The following is a 16419-nucleotide window of genomic DNA, read 5'->3' as shown; positions in this document are numbered from 1 at the left end:
GTAGGGCACGCGGCGCGGGACGGCGGGGCGTCCTGCGCCGCGCCCCGGTCAGAACATCGCGGCGGCGGCCTTGACTCGTGCGATGTACGTGTGGGTGAACGGCTCGAAGCCCTCTCGCTGGATGCCTCCGAGGCCCTGGTAGTAGGCGCCGATCGCTTCATCCTGGTTCGCGGCGAGCGCCTGGTTGTGGCGGATGATCACCAGGCCGGCGATCACGTTGTCCCGCGGGTCGAGCAGGTTCAGCTCGCGGCCGACCACCTGAGAGGCGAACTCCCCGGAGTAGGGCATGACCTGCATCAGGCCGACCGAGTTCGCGGGGGAGACGGAGTCGTGGCGGAAGTTCGACTCGGTGTAGGCGTGGCCGAGCGCCAGGGCCGGGTCGACGCCCATGCGCTGGGCCTCCTGCCGGATCAGCTGCTGGGCCTCGCCGGGGGTCGGCACCGGGGCGGAGCGCAGGCGGGCCAGGTTCTCGTTCGCGGACGTGACCACGTGATCGGGATAGACATGCCCGAGGAAGGTGTTGCCCACCTCTTCGCGGCTCTGCTGGACGGTGGCGTCGGCGGTCGGGGCGGCGTCCGCGGTGCGCTCCACCGCGGCGGGGGCGGTCTGATCCTGCGCGGCCGGCTGCTCGACGTCGGCCTGGCGCTGCGGGGTGGCCGGCTGCTCGGCGGCGGACGCGCCGTCGTCGAGGACCATGCGCTGGCCAACGTGGATGATCGAGTCCATGGTCAGGTCGTTGAGCTCGAGCAGGCGCTCGAGAGGCACGTCATAGCGCTGGGAGATCAGCCACGGGGAGTCACCGGCCCGCACGGTGTAGACGCGCTCGGCCGTGCGTTGCTGACCGGCGGTGGCCGGGCCCGGGGAGGGGGTGCTGGTGTCGGTCTGCGCCTCGGTGGCGGGGCGCGGAGTCGTCTGCTCGGGGGCGGGCTGGGCGGAAGACTGTGTGTCCGGCTGGGCCATGGCCGGGGCGGCACCACCCAGAGCGACGAGGGGCAACAGGGAGCCGGTGGCGGCGGCGCGGAGGCCGCGACGCTGACGGGAGGGCTGGGGGGCGACGTGCATGACAGTCCTTCGAGGGGTTCGATGATGCGGGACAGACAGCGTGCGGAGCGACCGCGGGAGCTCACCGAGTCCAGGATCTCAGCCGGGGACGCCAGCGCCCCCATCACGGCGCGATCAGAGCCGACGAGAACCGAGAGAAACTGTAACGAAATGATTTCGAGATGTCACAACCCGATTACACCCTGGGTCGAGGTCGAGGGCTGCGTGAGGAGGGCATGGGTGTGGGCGCTGGGTGTGCCTCGGTGGTGACGCCTAGAGTGGGCTGGGTGAACGACGACACCGAATCCCCGGAGATCAGCCCCGAGATCGACGCCTTGGTCGGCGACTGGCTTGCGTTGCCCGAGGTCGCTGAACGGCTCGATGTGCGCGTGACGCGCGTGCACAACCTCATCAAGGACGGCGCTGTGATCGCGGTGCGCCGCGGCCACCCGCCGATGCGCAGCGTCCCGGAACTGTTCCTCGACGGGGGGCGTGTGCTGCCTGCGCTGCGCGGGACCCTGACGCTGCTCTCGGACGCGGGATACAGCGATGAGGAGGCGCTGGGCTGGTTGTTCCGCCCGGACGAGTCCCTGCCGGGTCGACCCGTCGACGCCCTCCGGGACGGTCGCAAGACCGAGGTGAGGCGTCGAGCGCAGGCGCTCGCCTGGTGAGGGTGACGCAGGCGCTCGCCTGGTGAGGGCGACGCAGGCGCGTGGGTCAGGCGTTGCGGTGGACCAGTGAATCCATGAGTGCCGTGAGATCGGCGACGGCGTCCTCGGCGGCGCCGGCCTCGACGAGTCCGGCGCGTGCGGCGGTGGACTCCTCGAGGCGGGTGCGGATGTCGTCCTCGACGCGCTGCCGGGCACCGCAGTCGGTGAGTCGGCGGAGCCAGTGGTGGATGCGCTCGTCGGTCAAGTCGGGACGACCGAGGTCGGCGTCCAGCTCTGCGGCGGTGGACGGGTCCAGGAGTGCGACGGCGTGGGCGATGAGGGTGGTGCGTTTGCCCTCGCGCAGGTCGTCGCCGGCGGGCTTGCCGGTGAGGTCGGGGTCGCCGAACACGCCGAGCAGGTCGTCCTGGTACTGGTAGGCAATGCCGAAGGGCAGGGTGACGCGTTCGAACGCCGCGACGAGCGCGTCGTCGCCGCCGGCCAGCAGCGCGCCGAGCGCGAGCGGGTGTACGGCGGAGTAGCGGGCGGACTTGTACTCGACGACGGTTTCGGCGCGGGCGCCTGCTGCAGCGGTGTCGGCGGCCGGTGGCACCATCTCCGCCAGGACGTCGAGGTACTGGCCGACCATCACCTCGAAACGCATGGTCTGCATCTCGGCCAGGGCCCGGTCGGGCCTGGCCGAGCCGAGAATGGCTTCCAGGAACGTGGTGTCGGCGAGGGCCAGGCAGACGTCGCCGGCGAGGATGGCGGCGGAGACGCCGTAGTGCTCGGGGTCGTGCCGCCAACCGTGGTGGCGGTGGCTGGCCTCGAAGGATCGGTGCACGCTGGCCATGCCGCGCCGGGTGTCGGAGCGGTCGAGGATGTCGTCGTGCACGAGGGCCGCGGTCTGGAACAGCTCGACGGCGGCGCCGGCGGTGAGGATGCGCTCGGCGTTGGCGGCGCCTCCGGCAGCGCGCCAGCCGATCCAGGCGAGCAGGGCGCGCATTCGCTTGCCGCCGCCGCTGAGCCGGGAGAGCACGTCGACGACGGGGGCCGCGTCCGGGTGGATGCGGGCGGCGTGCTCACGATGGTGGTCAAGGATGCGGGCGAGCCGCGCCTCGACGAGGGTGCGCGCCTGATCGAGGCCCACGGCGGCGGGACCGGGGGTGCGGGAGGCATCATGGGGGACCATGCGCTCCACCCTAGCCCCGCCCCGTGAGGCGTCGATTCTGCACGTGGACATGGATGCGTTCTTCCTGTCTGTGGAGCTGCGCGAGAGGCCGGAGCTGTCCGGGATGCCGACGGCGGTGGCCGGTGAGGGGCTGCGCGCGGTCGTGCTCTCGGCCTCTTATGAGGCGCGTCGGTTCGGGGTGCGCTCGGCGATGCCGGTCGGTCATGCCCGTCGCCTGTGTCCGCAGTTGCGTCTGCTTGCTCCGCATCGGGAGAAGTACCTGGCTGTCTCTCGGCAGGTGATGCAGGTGCTGGGTGAGGTCACCCCGGTGCTGGAGCAGCTGAGCATCGACGAGGCGTTCTTGGACGTCTCCGGTGCTCGTCGGCGTCTGGGACCACCGGAGGCGATCGCGGGTCGGATCCGTGAGCGGGTGCGTGCCGAGACGGGGCTTGCCTGTTCCGTCGGCGGTGCACCGGTGAAGTTCGCGGCGAAGATGGCCTCGGAGGCGGCGAAGCCGGACGGGATGCTGGTCGTGCCCGGGGAGCGGCTGGTGGAGTTCCTGCATCCGTTGCCGGTGGGCCGGCTGTGGGGCGTGGGTCCGGTGCTGGCCGACCGGCTCACGCGTCGGGGCGTCGAGACGATCGGCGACCTTGCCGCGTGCGATCCGGCGTGGCTGCGGGCCCGTTTCGGTGAGCACGGGGCACGGTTGACCGAATTGGCGGCGGGGCGAGACCCGCGGCCGGTCGGGCCGCGTGAGCCGGCGCGCAGTGTGGGTCAGGACAAGACGTTCGACCATGACCCTGAGGACCCGGCCGAGATCGATGGGCATGTGCTGCGCCTGGCGCACGCAGTGGCCTCGCGGCTGCGGGCGGCCGGGACGATGGCGTCGGCCGTCACCGTGCGGGTGAAGGATCAGCAGGGGGCGGTCCGCTCGCGCACGGCCCGGCTGACGGAGCCAACGAACCTGGCGGCGGTGCTGTATGAGCCTGCCCGACGTGCGGTGCGTGCGCTGCTGTCTGAGCGGCGCCATCCGGTGCGGCTGCTGGGGCTGCGCGCCGAGCGGCTGGGGTCGGTGGGCCACGGTCAGGCGCAGCCGGCACTGTTCGCCGCGGGCCCGGATGCCGACGGCGGCAGCGACGTCGATCCGCGCAGGTGGGGCCGGGCGGAGCAGGCCCTGGACGATGTGCGCCGACGTTTCCCCTCCGCCGCACTGGGCCCGGCGACATTGTTGGACCCATCGGTGGCAGATGAGGGGGAGCGGTCTTAGAATTCTGGACCTGGGCGGTCATGTCTGCGCCGCCTGTGATGCCACGGGAAGGGCGGTCAGCGATGGCACTGTCGGAGCGCGAGCGGCGCGTGCTCGAGGATCTCGAGCAGCAGCTGAGTCAGCAGGATCCCCGTCTCGTCACGCGGATGTCCGATGCGCGGCCTCGGGTCAATGTGCGCCGGGTGGTGTTCGGCTCGCTGCTGGTCGTCGCTGGCCTGGCCGCGGTGCTGGTCGGTGTGAGTCTGCAGAGCATCGTCGTGGGGGTCCTCGGCGTCGCGTTGATGGGGGCGGGGCTGTTCGTCGCGACGGCTCGCTCCTCGCGTTCTCGTGCGTCCGGTCGCGCTGAGGGGCGTCCACACGGCGCCGGTGCCCGCCGCACGGGCTCCGGTCTCATGGCTCGACTCGAACAGGACTGGGAGCGCCGTCGCGGCGGACGCTGACCGTCGCAGCCTGCTCCCGTCTCTGCTGGCCCCGTCCTGATCCAGGTGGATCGGGCGGGGCCTTTGTTTGTGCCTGAGCTGCCCCCCCCACATCGCTCCACCCTGCCCGAGAGGCGTGCCGTGGTGGGGCGGATTTCGCTCGGCAAGTGGGGTTGCCTGCTGTCCGGGCGCACGTCGGCGTGGTGGCACCGTCCAGTGCGGGTGAGCATCGACGCTGCCCCCTCCACATTCCTCCCCGGGCCCGTGTCCGCATTCTCATGCCGATCTGCGGGGTCGTGGGCGGCCGTCGGCGCGGGGGACCCTTGGGCGGTGGTGAATGGTGGGGTAAAGTGGAGCACAGTAGAGGGTATGGGTGTCGCGCCGGCGGCGCCTCTCGACCGGAGGCAGGGGGTGGCCAGTGTTCCTGGGCACGTACACCCCGCGTCTGGACGAGAAGTTCCGTCTGATCCTGCCGGCGAAGTTCCGTGAGGAGTTCGCCGACGGGCTGGTTCTGACCCGCGGTCAGGAGCGATGCGTCTACGTCTTCAGTGCTCGGGAGTTCGAGAGGGTCCACGAGCAGATGAGGTCGGCGCCCCTGTCCTCGAAGCAGGCGCGGGACTACATCCGCGTGTTCCTCTCGGGGGCCTCAGACGAGACTCCCGACAAGCAGGGGAGGGTCACGATCCCCGCTCCGCTGCGGCAGTACGCCGGGCTCGAGCGGGAGGTCGCGGTGATCGGCGCCGGCACCCGGGCCGAGATCTGGGATCTGGCGTCGTGGAACTCCTATCTCGAGGAGCAGGAGAGCTCGTTCTCCGACACCGACGAAGAAGTGGTGCCCGGAATCGTCTGAGACCTCCGGGTGCAGGCTCTCGAGCATCGACCTTGACCGTGACCTCCAGCCGACGCGTCGCTCACCTGACCCGACTTCCCCCGGGCCAGGCGGGCATCGCGGACGGATGGGGATCACCGTTCGGGCCGCTCCGCGTGCATGGTGCGCCGGAGGCCCGGAACCGCGCCGGAACAGCAGAAGGAGGGCCCGCATGGACGCCACCCCGACGACGGGCCTGTCCCCGCGGGACCGGCATGTGCCCGTCATGCTTGAGCGCGTTATTGAACTCCTGGAGCCCGCCTTTGATGCGGCGCGGGCTGCGGGGCGCACCCCGATCGCCGTCGACGGCACTCTCGGCATGGGCGGACACACCGAGCAGCTGTTGCGGCGTCACGAGGACCTCGTGGTCGTGGGCATCGACCGTGACCCGAACGCACTGGCCATGGCCGCGGAGCGTCTGGGTCCCCTCGCCGAGCGGCTCGTGGCCCACCACGGCACCTACGAGGAGGTTCCCGAGGCTCTCGCAGCGGCCGGCGTCGACCGCATGGACGCCGCCCTCTACGACCTCGGTGTCTCCTCGTACCAGCTCGACGCGCGCGAGCGCGGCTTCGCCTATTCCTACGACGCGCCGCTGGACATGCGGATGGACACCGATGCCGCCCGCACGGCCGCCGATCTGGTCGCCGAGGCCGACGAGGCGCAGCTGCGGCGCATCATCCGGCAGTACGGTGAGGAGAAGTTCGCCGCCCCGATCGCTCGTGCCATCGTCCGGTCTCGAGACGAGCGGCCGCTGACGACCACGGGCGCGCTGGTCGAGGTGATCCGGTCGGCCGTGCCCGTCGCGGCGGGGGCGAAAGGCGGGCATCCGGCCAAACGCACTTTCCAAGCCCTGCGCATCGCCGTGAACGAGGAGCTGGACGTGCTCGAGGCCGCGGTGCCGGCCGTGCTCGACCGGCTGCAGATCGGCGGGCGTGTCGTGGTGATGAGCTATCACTCGCTTGAGGACCGGATCGTCAAGCGCCACCTGAACGAGTGGGCGACCTCCACTGCGCCGCCGAATTTCCCGGTCGTGCTCGAGGAGCACGAGCCGGTGGTGGCGATGCTCACGCGGGGCACTGAGAAGGCGAATTCCCGAGAAATTGCTGAAAACCCTCGCGCCTCCTCGGTGAAGGTGCGTGCAGCTGAAAAGATCAGGGCGTCAAGGAGCAAGGCATGAGTGCTGTGGAGGAACACCGCATGGCCGCAACGGCGAACGCGAGGGACGTCGATGAGCAGAACGGCGTCCACGACGAGTCCGGGCGACCCCTCGAGGCGGCCCGCCCGCGCACCCCGCTCGCCGTGGTCCCCGCCCCCCTGCCCAGCACCGGGCGGGGCATGACGGTCCTCTGCCTGGGCATCCTGCTCTTCTCGCTCCTCCTCGTGCTTGTGGTCAACATCACCGTCTCGAATCGCCAGTTCGAGCTGCTGGAGCTGAAGGAGAAGCAGACGGAAGTCACCGAGGCCAATGAGCTGCTGGGACAGCGCGTCAGCTACCTCGAGTCACCGCAGAATCTCGCCGTGCGGGCCGAGGCGCTCGGCCTGGTCAGGGCCTCCGGCACGGCGTCGGTCGACGTCGCCGACCAGCGCGTAACGGGCCAGGTGGAGGCGGCCTCCGAGCAGGAGGGCTCGGCGATGTTCGTCGCGCCGCCGGCACCGCTGGACCGACCCGTCGGCATGGAGGAGCTCGAAGGCGAGGCGCTGCCGGCCGGTCGCATCGAGGGGCCGCAGCTGAAGGACGTCGAGGGCTCTGGCGCGCAGGACCGAGCCGCGGAGACGAAGGACCACAAGGACGAGAAGAAGGACGGCGACCGGCGCTCCGGTGACGAGCCCGCGCAGGACGGTCGCTCCCGTGCGGGGGACGAGGCCGGCTCGCGCTGATGCCGGGGCCTCTCGCGAACCTGGACGTGGCCGGGCCGGGGGTGCCGACGCGCCGACGGGCACGTCGGCTCATGCTCGTCTCCCTGCTGCTGTTGCTCGTGCTGTGCCTGCGCCTGGTCTGGGTGCAGGGCCTCGACCCGTTCGGACAGGCGACCAAGGCCGTCGAGGAGCGCATGCGCACCCAGTCCATCGCGCCGCAGCGCGGCGCGATCCTGGACCGCGACGGCGATGTGCTCGCGGCCTCGGTGCAGCGTTTCGACCTCGTCGTTGATCAGCGTCTCGTCAAGGACTTCCAGGAGTGGAACGCCGAGACCGGCGAGAATGAGCACGTCGAGATCGAGGATCGGCTGCGCGAACTCTCGGGCGTCATCGGCATCCCCGAGGACGAGCTCAAGAAGCTGATGGTGGGCGACAAGCCGTACGCCGTCGTCAAGCGTTCGGTGACCCCGCAGCTGCGCGATCTGGCGCTGGACCTGAAGATCCCCGGCCTGATCGCCGAGCCCGTGGACCGACGCATGTACCCGAACGGGCCGGTCGCCGGCTCCATCGTCGGGTTCCTCTCGGCCGACGGCGTGGCCCAGGAGGGCATGGAGGTCTCGCAGCAGGAGGTGCTCGCGGGTACGCCGGGCCGCCGTCAATACGAGGTCGCTGCTAACGGAGTGCGCATCCCCAACGCGGATCACAGCGAGATCCCCGCGGTCGACGGCTCGGATCTGCGGCTGACGATCGACAAGGACGCCCAGTGGTACGCCCAGGAGCTCATCGCGGCCAAACAGGCGGAGTACGAGGCGGAGTGGGGGAACATCGTCGTGATGGACGTGAAGACCGGCGAGGTGATCGCGATGGCCGACTCCACCACGGTCGACCCCGCCGACCCCAAGGGGGTCGACCAGATGTTCTGGCGCCCCACGGCGATGACGCAGGCCTATGAGGCGGGCTCGACCGGCAAGGCGCTCACGATGGCGGCCTCCCTCGACGCCTCGGACGTCACCGCCCAGACGGGGTACGACGTGCCCAGCAAGAAGGAGTTCGACGGCGAGACCATCAACGACGCCTCACCGCACGCCGAGTACGAGATGACCGTCGCCGGCATCTTCGCCCGCTCGTACAACGTCGGCACGGTGCAGGTCGCTCGGGAGGTCTCGGCGACGACGCGCTATGAGTACATGAAGCGGTTCGGCATCGGCGAACCCATTCAGGTCGGCATGCCCTATGAGGCCTCCGGCCGGCTGCGTCCGCCGGAGGAGTGGGACCAGCGCACTCGCCTGACGACGACGTTCGGCCAGGGGTACTCCCAGACCACTCTGCACACCGCGCAGATGTACCAGGCGCTGGCCAACGGCGGCGAGCTCGTGCCGGCTCGCCTGATCGACGCGACGGTCGACGCCTCCGGCGCGGAACACCGTTGGGACGCCGGTGAGCCCCGACGCGTCATCGACGAGCAGACGGCGACACAGCTGCTGCGCATGATGGAGACCGTCGTCACGCGGGGTACGAGCAAGGACGCGAAGATCCCCGGATACCGCGTCGGCGGCAAGTCCTCGACCGCGCAGGTGGCCGGTGAATCGGGCACGTACGACGGCTACAACCTCGGTTTCACGGGGGTCGCTCCGCTCGACGACCCGCGCTTCGTCGTGTCCGTCTCACTGCATCGCCCCGAGGGGCGCACGCTCGACGCCGACGTCGACAAGACCGCCGCCGAGATGCTCGAGTTCATGCTCCGCCACGAGAACGTCCCGGCCACCGGCGACGAGCCCCACGACTACGACGTCTTCGTCGACGACCCGCAGGACCGACCCTGGTGACGGCGCGCCGTCACCTCGCCCCCGACCACGCTGAACCGCACAGGAGCCGCAGATGACCACGGATGACCGTCTCACCCTTGCCGAGCAGGACCTCGCGTTCCGGCCGAGCAGTACGGCGGGGACCAGGCTGTCCGACCTGACCGCCCGGCTGCGTCAGGCCGGCGTTCAGGTCCGCGAGCATGGTCCGGTGCATGAGGCGGCACCGGTGACCGGGGCCTGTCTGGACTCCCGGGTTGTGCGTTCCGGTGACCTGTACATCGCGCTGCCCGGCGCGAAGGCGCACGGTGCGCAGTTCGCGCGGGCCGCGTGGGAGGCCGGCGCGGCGGCCGTGCTCACCGATGCCGATGGGCTCGAGCTGATGCGCTCGGCGGGGCTCGAGCAGGCGCCGGCCCTCGTGGTGCCCCGCGTGCGCACGGCCGCGGGTCTCGCCGCGGCCGGCATCTACGGGCACGGGCTGGACGCGGGGCCGAGCCTGCTGGGCATCACCGGCACGAACGGCAAGACGACGACGAGCTTCCTCGCCGCGTCGCTCCTCGAGGCCCTGTCCCGCCGCACGGGCGTGATCGGCACCATCCTCACCCGCGCCGGACGCCGGGCCGTGCCGTCGTCGCTGACGACCCCGGAGTCGACACAGCTGCACGGACTGATGGCCCTGATGCGCGAGGAAGCCGTCGACACCGTCGTCATGGAGGTCTCCTCCCACGCCGTGTCCTACGAGCGGATCGCGGGTTTGCGCTACGCCGTGGCCGGGTTCACGAACCTGACCCAGGACCACCTGGACCTGCACGGCTCCATGCAGGAGTACTTCGAGGCCAAAGCGGGGCTGTTCACGGCCGAGCGGACGGCGCGGGCCGTGATCGTCCTCGATGGCGGCGAGGGCCCGGAGCACGGCGTCGCGATGGCGCAGGCGGCCACCGCCGAGACGACGACCCTGGCGCTTGGCCCGGCCGCGGCGCGGCCGGGCAGGCTGGCGGCCGAGCACCCCGAACTGAAGGCCGACTGGAGCGTCGTGGAGGCGACGCCGGACGGCCTGGGACACCGTTTCGCCCTCGAGCACGCCGAGACCGGAGTGCGTCTTCGCGCGTCGGTGGGCCTGCCCGGGCTGTTCAATGTCGCCAACGCGGCGCTGGCGGCGCTCATGGTTCTCGAGCGTCTGGTCCCGGACCTCGGCCTGGAGGAGGCGGTCCGCGCGGTCGCCGAGGTCACGGACGTGCCGGCGGGCGAGGGGCCGTTCGCCGCGGCCGTGCCCGGTCGCATGGAGGTCGTCGGCCGCGAGCCGGACGGCGTCGTCGACTTCGCCCACAACCCCGATGGCCTGGTGCAGTCCATGACGGCCCTGGCCCGCGCCCGGCAGGCGACGGGCCGCTCGAGCGGCCGGACGATCCTGGTCTTCGGCGCGACTGGTGACCGCGATGCGACCAAGCGACCGCTGATGGGACGGATCGCCGCGCAGCACGCCGACGTCGTGGTCGTCACTGACGACGACCCGCACAGCGAGGACCCGGCGGCGATCCGCGCAGAGGTGCTTGCCGGTGTGCGCGAGCAGGCCGAGGCCGGGTGCGCGCGGGGGCGGCACGTGGAGGTCCACGAGTCCGCGCCCCGCGCCGACGCCATCGCGCTGGCCGTGCGCCTCGCCTCCGATGAGGACAGCATCCTGCTGGCCGGGCGCGGCCACGAGACGTATCAGGACTTCGCGGGGGTGCGCGTGGACATCGACGACCGGGTCGAGCTGCGCGCGCGGCTGTCCGAACGGCACGGGCCTGACGGCGCGGACCTGACCGAGCACCCGAACGCGGCGCGGTAAGGTCTACCCGACATGATCGCACTCACCGCAGACGAAATCGCCCAGGTCACAGGCGGCAGGATCCAGCCGGGGCTGGACCCGCAGACCGTGCTGAGAGCCGTCACCCCGGACTCCCGTCAGGTCGGCGCGCAGGAGGCAGTCCTGTACGTCGCCAAGCCGGGCGAGAAGGCCGACGGCCACGACTTCATCGACGCCGCGCTGAGCGCCGGGGCCGCCGCTGTGCTCGCCGAACGCGAGACCCACGACGCCGACCGGAACCCGCACCCGTCGATCCTCGTCCAGGACGCGGTCCTGGCCATGGGCGCGATCGCCCGCGAGGTGGTGCGGCGTGTCCGCGCGCACTCGCCGACGACGGTCATCGGCATCACCGGTTCGGCCGGGAAGACCACGACGAAGGACCTGCTCGCGGCGATCCTCGCCGAGCACGGCCCGACCATCGCCCCGATCGGTTCGTACAACGGGGAGGTCGGCGTGCCGCTGACCGTCTTCGAGGCGGAGCTGGACACGCGGTATCTCGTGCTCGAGATGGGCGCCGACCACGTCGGCAACATCGAGTACCTGTGTGACATCGCGCCACCGGACATCGGCGTCGTGCTCATGGTAGGCACCGCGCACGCCGGCACGTTCGGCGGGGTGGAGAACATCGCCAAGACCAAGGGCGAGCTCGTCGAGGCGCTCGGCTCCGACGGGGTCGCCGTGCTCAATCGCGACGACCCACGCGTGGCCGCGATGGCCGCACGCACCACGGCGCCCGTTATGTGGTTCAGCGTCGATGAGGACGCCGTGTCCGGACTGGGCGAGCAGATCGCCGACGGTCAGGTTCGGGGCGTGGCCCTGGGCCGGGGCCTGCACGCCGACGACGAGGGGCGCCCCGGGTTCGACTTGGTGCTCGGCGAGGACGTCCGCGCGCCGGGCACCGCGGTGCGTTCGGGCCTGACGGGCACACATCACGCCGCCAACGCCCTGGCCGCGGCCGCGGCCGCGCTCGCCGCGGGTGTGCCCGCGGACGCGATCGCTCGCGTGCTCGACGGACTGGGCCCCACCAGCCGCTTCCGCATGGAACGGACCGACCGGGCCGACGGTGTGACGATCTACAACGACGCCTACAACGCCAACCCCGAGTCGATGCGGGCCGCGCTCAAGACCCTCGCGGGACTCGGGCGGGCCACCGGTCGCCGCACCTGGGCCGTGCTCGGGGAGATGCTCGAGCTCGGCGACGAGCACATCCGGGAGCACACCCTCGTCGGAGAGTCGATCGTCCGGCTGAACATCGCGCAGCTGCTGGTGGTGGGCGCCGGTGCCCGTCCGCTCTACATCGGGGCCCTGAACGAGGGCTCGTGGGGCGAGGAGGCGCATTTCGCCGCCGACCTCGACGAGGCCTACGCCGTGCTCGAACGGGAGCTGCGGCCGGGGGACATCGTGCTGGTGAAGTCCTCGAACGGCTCCGGACTCGCAGCACTCGGCGAACGTCTGGCGGCCGCCCCGGCCTCCGGCACGGCGGCATCGACCACTGACACCAAGGAGGGGCGGGCGTGATCGCACTGCTCATCGGCGGCGTCCTCGGCCTGATCTTCACGGCCATCGGCACCCCGCTGTTCATCAAGTTCCTGGTCCACAAGGGCTACGGCCAGTTCGTCCGTGACGACGGGCCGACCACGCACAAGACCAAGCGCGGCACCCCGACGATGGGCGGCGCGGTCTTCCTGGTCGCACTCGTGGTCGTCTACTTCCTGACGCACGCCCTCATGGGCCTGTTCGGCCTGGGCCCGGCCGGGCCGTCCGCCTCGGGACTGATCCTGCTGTTCCTGACCGTCGGCATGGGCTTCGTCGGGTTCATCGACGACTTCACGAAGATCACGAAGCAGCAGTCGCTCGGCCTGACCCCGCGGGGCAAGATCGTGCTGCAGGGGCTGATCGGCACGATCTTCGCCGTGCTGGCCCTGAACTTCCCCAACGAGGACGGCTTCACTCCCGCCTCGTCGGCGATCTCCTTCGTGCGCGACATCCCGTGGCTCGACCTTGCCTTCCTCGGGCCCATCGTCATGTACCTGCTCGTCGTGATCTGGTCGAATCTGATCACGACCGCCACGACGAACGCCGTGAACCTCACCGACGGGCTCGACGGCCTGGCGACTGGCGCGACCGCCATGGTCACCGGCGCCTATGTGCTCATGTCCATCTTCCAGGCCAGCCAGGCCTGCGGTCGGGTGACCGGCGCGGGCTGCTATGAGGTGCGCGATCCGTTGGACCTCGCGCTGCTGGCCTCGATCCTCACCGGCGCCCTGATGGGATTCCTGTGGTGGAACACCTCCCCGGCCAAGATCTTCATGGGGGACACCGGCTCCCTGGCACTCGGCGGGGCGCTGGCCGGTTTCGCGATCTTCACGCGCACCGAGCTGCTGGTGATCGTGCTCGCGGGCCTGATGGTGGCGATCACGCTGTCCGTGATCATCCAGGTCGGATACTTCAAACTCTCCGGCGGCAAGCGCGTGTTCCTCATGGCGCCGTTGCAGCACCACTTCGAGCTCAAGGGCTGGGCCGAGGTGACCGTGGTCGTGCGCTTCTGGCTGATCAGCCTGGTCTGCGTCGTCATCGGCATGGCGATCTTCTACTCGGAGTGGCTGCTGAGCGCAGGCACCCTGCAGGGGGTGGCACCGTGACCGCGGCCTCCACCGACACCGCCGGTCTGGAGCCGGTGCACGAACCGATCGCGCAGACCCCCCGGGTGGCCGGGCTGAGCAGCTGGCACGCCGACGGCTGGTCTGGGCTTCGGGTCCTCGTCACAGGGCTGGGCGTCACCGGATTCTCCGTCGCGGACACGCTGGTGGAGCTCGGCGCCCGGGTCGTCGTCGTCGATGGCAGCGACTCCGAGGAGAACCGGCAGCGCGCCGACACCCTGCGCATCGTGGGGGTGGCCGATGTGCTGCTGGACCGCGCCGCCACGAACGAGCTGCAGATGGTCGACGGGCAGGCGCCCGACCTCGTGGTGACCAGCCCCGGCTGGCGTCCGGACCAACCGCTGCTGATGGCTGCCCACGCGGCCGGCGTGCCGATCTGGTCCGATATCGAGCTGGCCTGGCGCGTGCGGGACAAGGTGCGCGCAGCCGCGTGGGTGTGCCTGACCGGCACGAACGGCAAGACCACGACCGTGGCCATGGTGGAGTCGATCCTGCGCGCTGACGGCCGCCGTGCCGCCGCCGTTGGCAACGTCGGCGCCCCCGTGCTGGACGCTGTGCGAGACCCCGAGGGCTTCGACGTGCTGGCTCTGGAGCTGTCCAGTTTCCAACTGCACTGGACCCATTCCATCGAGCCGGAGTCCTCCGCGGTGCTCAACCTCGCCGAGGACCACGTGGACTGGCACGGCTCCTACGAGGCCTACGCGCAGGCCAAGGGCCGGATCTACGAGCGCACTCGGCTGGCCTGCGTGTTCAACGAGCACGACGATGTGACCCTGCGCTTGGTCGAGCGGGCTGACGTGGCCGGGGGCTGCCGCGCCGTCTCCTTCTCCACGGACACCCCGGGCCTGTCCACGGTGGGTCTGGTCGACGGGCTGCTCGTGGACCGGGCCTTCACCGAGAACCGGCGCACCGAGGCCGTCGCCCTGGCCGAACGCGCGGACCTGGGACCGGTGGCCCCGCGGCACACGGTCGCCAATGCGGCCGCCGCGGCGGCGCTCACCCGCGCCGTGGGAGTGAGCCCCGAGGCCGTGCGCGAGGGACTGCGCGGCTACGACCGTGGTGAGCATCGCATCCAGGTCGTCGCCAAGAGCCGTGACGTGATGTGGGTGAACGACTCCAAGGCGACCAACCCGCACGCAGCCAACGCGTCCCTGGCCGCGTTCTCCTCGATCGTGTGGATCGCCGGCGGCATGCCCAAGGGGGTGACCTACGACGAGCTGGTGCGTGAGCACGCCCACCGCCTGCGGGCCGTACTGGTGCTCGGCGTCGACTCGTCGTCGCTGATGGCCGCGCTGGCCGAGCACGCGCCCGAGGTCCCCGTCGAACGGATCATGGCCGACGCCGCGGGCCGGGGCGGACAGGACGGTCCGGCCGCGATGACGGCGGCCGTGACGCGTGCGGACGAGCTCGCGCGCCCCGACGACGTCGTGCTGATGGCGCCGGCGGCCGCCTCCATGGACCAGTTCCGCTCCTACGCTCACCGTGGCGAGGCCTTCATCGACGCGGTCGCCGAGCTGATGACGCGCCACGGCTGGGACACGGCCGCGGGGGAGCCCGGTGCCTGAGAGCTCGGCACGACGTCGCTCCCCGCGCGGGATGCTCTCGGCGGGCCGTCCGCGACTGTGGGGTCTGCTGGAAGGCCCGCGTCTGCTCGGAGTCACGGCCATGGTGATCGGCGGAGCGACACTGATGCTCACCGTCATCGGTCTGGTGATGGTGCTCTCGTCGTCCTCGGTCGAGGGCATCGGCTCGGCCGACGGGTCGTACGGACTGTTCTGGCGCCAGCTGTTCTGGGCGGCCGGCGGCCTGGTGGGCCTGCTGGGAGCCGCCTTCCTGCCGGTGCGGGCGATCAGAGCCCTGGCCTGGCCCGCCGTCGGGATCGCCGTCGTGCTGCTCGCTTTGGTGGCCTTCACGCCGCTGGGCGTCGAGGTCGGCGGCAACCGGAACTGGCTTCGTGTGGGGCCCCTGCAGGCTCAGCCCGCCGAAGCGGCCAAGCTCGCCCTCGCGCTGTGGGGCGGGGCCGTGCTCGAGCGCAAGGGACGGCTCCTCGGGCAGGTCAAGCACGACGTCGTGCCGGTGATTTTCCCGGTCGGTCTGATCGTGCTGGGGCTGATCATGGCGGGCAACGACCTGGGCACCGCGCTGATCGTGGTCTGCGTGCTCGCCGCGATGCTGTACGTGGCCGGCACGAACCGGATCCTGTTCGTTGCGGCGGCCGGACTCGCGATCATCGCCACGCTCGGGCTCACCCTGTTCGCCAGTCACCGCATGGTCCGTGTGCAGGCGTGGCTGGGCAACTGTGACCACCCCACGGACCCGTGCTTCCAACCGGAGAACGGACTGTACGCCCTCGCCTCGGGCGGCTGGTGGGGCGTGGGACTGGGGCAGTCCCGGCAGAAGTGGAGCTACGTGCCGGAGGCGCAGAACGACTTCATCTTCACGATCCTCGGCGAGGAGCTGGGGCTGCTGGGCACTCTGCTGGTGGTCCTGCTCTTCACCGCGCTCGCCGCTGGCATGTACCGCGTCGCGGTCGGCAGTGACTCCGTGTTCGTCCGGATCACGACCTTCGGAATCCTGGCCTGGTTCGTCGGGCAGGCGTTCTTGAACATCGCCATGGTCTCCGGAGTGCTTCCCGTGGTGGGCGTGCCGCTGCCGTTCATCTCCTACGGCGGTTCGGCGCTGACCCAGTCGCTGATCGCCGTCGGCATTGTGCTCGCCTTCGCGCGCGATGAGCGGAAGGTGGCGAGGCGGGATGCGCTCGCTAAGCTTCAACAGGTCACCGGCGCGCCTGATCACACCGCGCATGGCCCCGCCCGCTGACGCACATGTCTGCGTCCCCCT

General features: G+C 70.9%; 14 protein-coding genes. 12 read left to right on the top strand and 2 right to left on the bottom strand.

Annotation, left to right across the window (positions count from 1 at the left end):
* Positions 1–48: 48 nt before the first annotated feature.
* On the bottom strand, positions 49–1062 hold the full coding sequence (locus HDA30_RS04870) for a transglycosylase SLT domain-containing protein (protein ID WP_184241250.1): 1014 nt from the start codon (positions 1060–1062) through the stop codon (positions 49–51).
* Positions 1063–1277: 215 nt separating this feature from the next.
* On the opposite strand from HDA30_RS04870, the gene HDA30_RS04865 reads away from it, so the two are divergent.
* Positions 1278–1712, top strand: a complete 435-nt coding sequence (locus tag HDA30_RS04865; protein ID WP_184242360.1) for an Rv2175c family DNA-binding protein — start codon at positions 1278–1280, stop codon at positions 1710–1712.
* A 46-nt stretch (positions 1713–1758) separates the two neighbouring features.
* Here the strand turns inward: HDA30_RS04865 and HDA30_RS04860 are convergent, their stop codons facing one another.
* Positions 1759–2880 carry a polyprenyl synthetase family protein gene (locus HDA30_RS04860; protein ID WP_184241249.1) on the bottom strand — a complete coding sequence of 374 codons (1122 nt, stop codon included), beginning with the start codon at positions 2878–2880 and terminating at the stop codon, positions 1759–1761.
* Between HDA30_RS04860 and dinB the strand changes: the two genes are divergently transcribed.
* The 11 genes from dinB to ftsW all read left to right on the top strand — a co-directional run bounded on the left by dinB (position 2879) and on the right by ftsW (position 16398).
* Positions 2879–4126, top strand: a complete 1248-nt coding sequence (gene dinB, locus HDA30_RS04855; RefSeq protein ID WP_158496081.1) for a DNA polymerase IV — start codon at positions 2879–2881, stop codon at positions 4124–4126. The two genes, HDA30_RS04860 and dinB, sit on opposite strands and share 2 nt — an antisense overlap.
* A 62-nt stretch (positions 4127–4188) precedes the next feature.
* On the top strand, positions 4189–4566 hold the full coding sequence (locus HDA30_RS04850) for a DUF3040 domain-containing protein (protein ID WP_158496080.1): 378 nt from the start codon (positions 4189–4191) through the stop codon (positions 4564–4566).
* 397 nt (positions 4567–4963) lie between these two features.
* Complete coding sequence (mraZ, locus tag HDA30_RS04845; RefSeq protein ID WP_158496079.1) at positions 4964–5395, top strand: division/cell wall cluster transcriptional repressor MraZ; 432 nt, start codon at positions 4964–4966, stop codon at positions 5393–5395.
* Between the two features lie 190 nt (positions 5396–5585).
* A complete protein-coding gene (gene rsmH, locus HDA30_RS04840) occupies positions 5586–6590 on the top strand; it encodes a 16S rRNA (cytosine(1402)-N(4))-methyltransferase RsmH (protein ID WP_158496078.1) in 1005 nt (334 codons plus the stop codon).
* Positions 6587–7291 (top strand): cell division protein FtsL, encoded by a 705-nt coding sequence (gene ftsL / locus HDA30_RS04835; RefSeq protein ID WP_184241248.1) that lies wholly within the window; start codon positions 6587–6589, stop codon positions 7289–7291. The genes rsmH and ftsL overlap by 4 nt, the downstream gene beginning before the upstream one ends.
* On the top strand, positions 7291–9096 hold the full coding sequence (locus HDA30_RS04830) for a peptidoglycan D,D-transpeptidase FtsI family protein (protein ID WP_184241247.1): 1806 nt from the start codon (positions 7291–7293) through the stop codon (positions 9094–9096). The genes ftsL and HDA30_RS04830 overlap by 1 nt, the downstream gene beginning before the upstream one ends.
* 52 nt (positions 9097–9148) lie before the next feature.
* Positions 9149–10900, top strand: coding sequence for a Mur ligase family protein (locus HDA30_RS04825; RefSeq protein WP_184241246.1), 1752 nt, complete (start codon positions 9149–9151; stop codon positions 10898–10900).
* Between the two features lie 12 nt (positions 10901–10912).
* Positions 10913–12436 carry a UDP-N-acetylmuramoyl-tripeptide--D-alanyl-D-alanine ligase gene (locus tag HDA30_RS04820; RefSeq protein WP_184241245.1) on the top strand — a complete coding sequence of 508 codons (1524 nt, stop codon included), beginning with the start codon at positions 10913–10915 and terminating at the stop codon, positions 12434–12436.
* Entirely contained in the window at positions 12433–13560 is a 1128-nt protein-coding gene (gene mraY / locus HDA30_RS04815) for a phospho-N-acetylmuramoyl-pentapeptide-transferase (RefSeq protein WP_158496073.1), read from the top strand. The genes HDA30_RS04820 and mraY overlap by 4 nt, the downstream gene beginning before the upstream one ends.
* The gene (gene murD, locus HDA30_RS04810; RefSeq protein WP_343059298.1) at positions 13557–15143 is read left to right on the top strand and encodes a UDP-N-acetylmuramoyl-L-alanine--D-glutamate ligase; all 1587 of its coding nucleotides are present in this window, start codon (positions 13557–13559) and stop codon (positions 15141–15143) included. Before mraY ends, murD begins: the two co-directional genes overlap by 4 nt.
* Complete coding sequence (ftsW, locus tag HDA30_RS04805; RefSeq protein ID WP_343059297.1) at positions 15136–16398, top strand: putative lipid II flippase FtsW; 1263 nt, start codon at positions 15136–15138, stop codon at positions 16396–16398. The genes murD and ftsW overlap by 8 nt, the downstream gene beginning before the upstream one ends.
* Positions 16399–16419: the final 21 nt, after the last annotated feature.

Source organism: Micrococcus cohnii (genome assembly GCF_014205175.1).
GTDB classification, from domain to species: Bacteria; Actinomycetota; Actinomycetes; order Actinomycetales; family Micrococcaceae; genus Micrococcus; species Micrococcus cohnii.
This window is presented reverse-complemented; position numbering and strand designations above follow the sequence as displayed.

Excerpts from the sequence above, each read along its gene's own strand:
- rsmH (WP_158496078.1), top strand. The coding sequence starts at position 5,586 with ATGGACGCCACCCCGACGACGGGCCTGTCCCCGCGGGACCGGCATGTG.
- ftsL (WP_184241248.1), top strand. The coding sequence starts at position 6,587 with ATGAGTGCTGTGGAGGAACACCGCATGGCCGCAACGGCGAACGCGAGG.
- HDA30_RS04850 (WP_158496080.1), top strand. The coding sequence starts at position 4,189 with ATGGCACTGTCGGAGCGCGAGCGGCGCGTGCTCGAGGATCTCGAGCAG.
- HDA30_RS04865 (WP_184242360.1), top strand. The coding sequence starts at position 1,278 with ATGGGTGTGGGCGCTGGGTGTGCCTCGGTGGTGACGCCTAGAGTGGGC.
- HDA30_RS04830 (WP_184241247.1), top strand. The coding sequence starts at position 7,291 with ATGCCGGGGCCTCTCGCGAACCTGGACGTGGCCGGGCCGGGGGTGCCG.
- HDA30_RS04820 (WP_184241245.1), top strand. The coding sequence starts at position 10,913 with ATGATCGCACTCACCGCAGACGAAATCGCCCAGGTCACAGGCGGCAGG.
- HDA30_RS04870 (WP_184241250.1), bottom strand. The coding sequence starts at position 1,062 with ATGCACGTCGCCCCCCAGCCCTCCCGTCAGCGTCGCGGCCTCCGCGCC.
- HDA30_RS04825 (WP_184241246.1), top strand. The coding sequence starts at position 9,149 with ATGACCACGGATGACCGTCTCACCCTTGCCGAGCAGGACCTCGCGTTC.
- dinB (WP_158496081.1), top strand. The coding sequence starts at position 2,879 with ATGCGCTCCACCCTAGCCCCGCCCCGTGAGGCGTCGATTCTGCACGTG.
- HDA30_RS04860 (WP_184241249.1), bottom strand. The coding sequence starts at position 2,880 with ATGGTCCCCCATGATGCCTCCCGCACCCCCGGTCCCGCCGCCGTGGGC.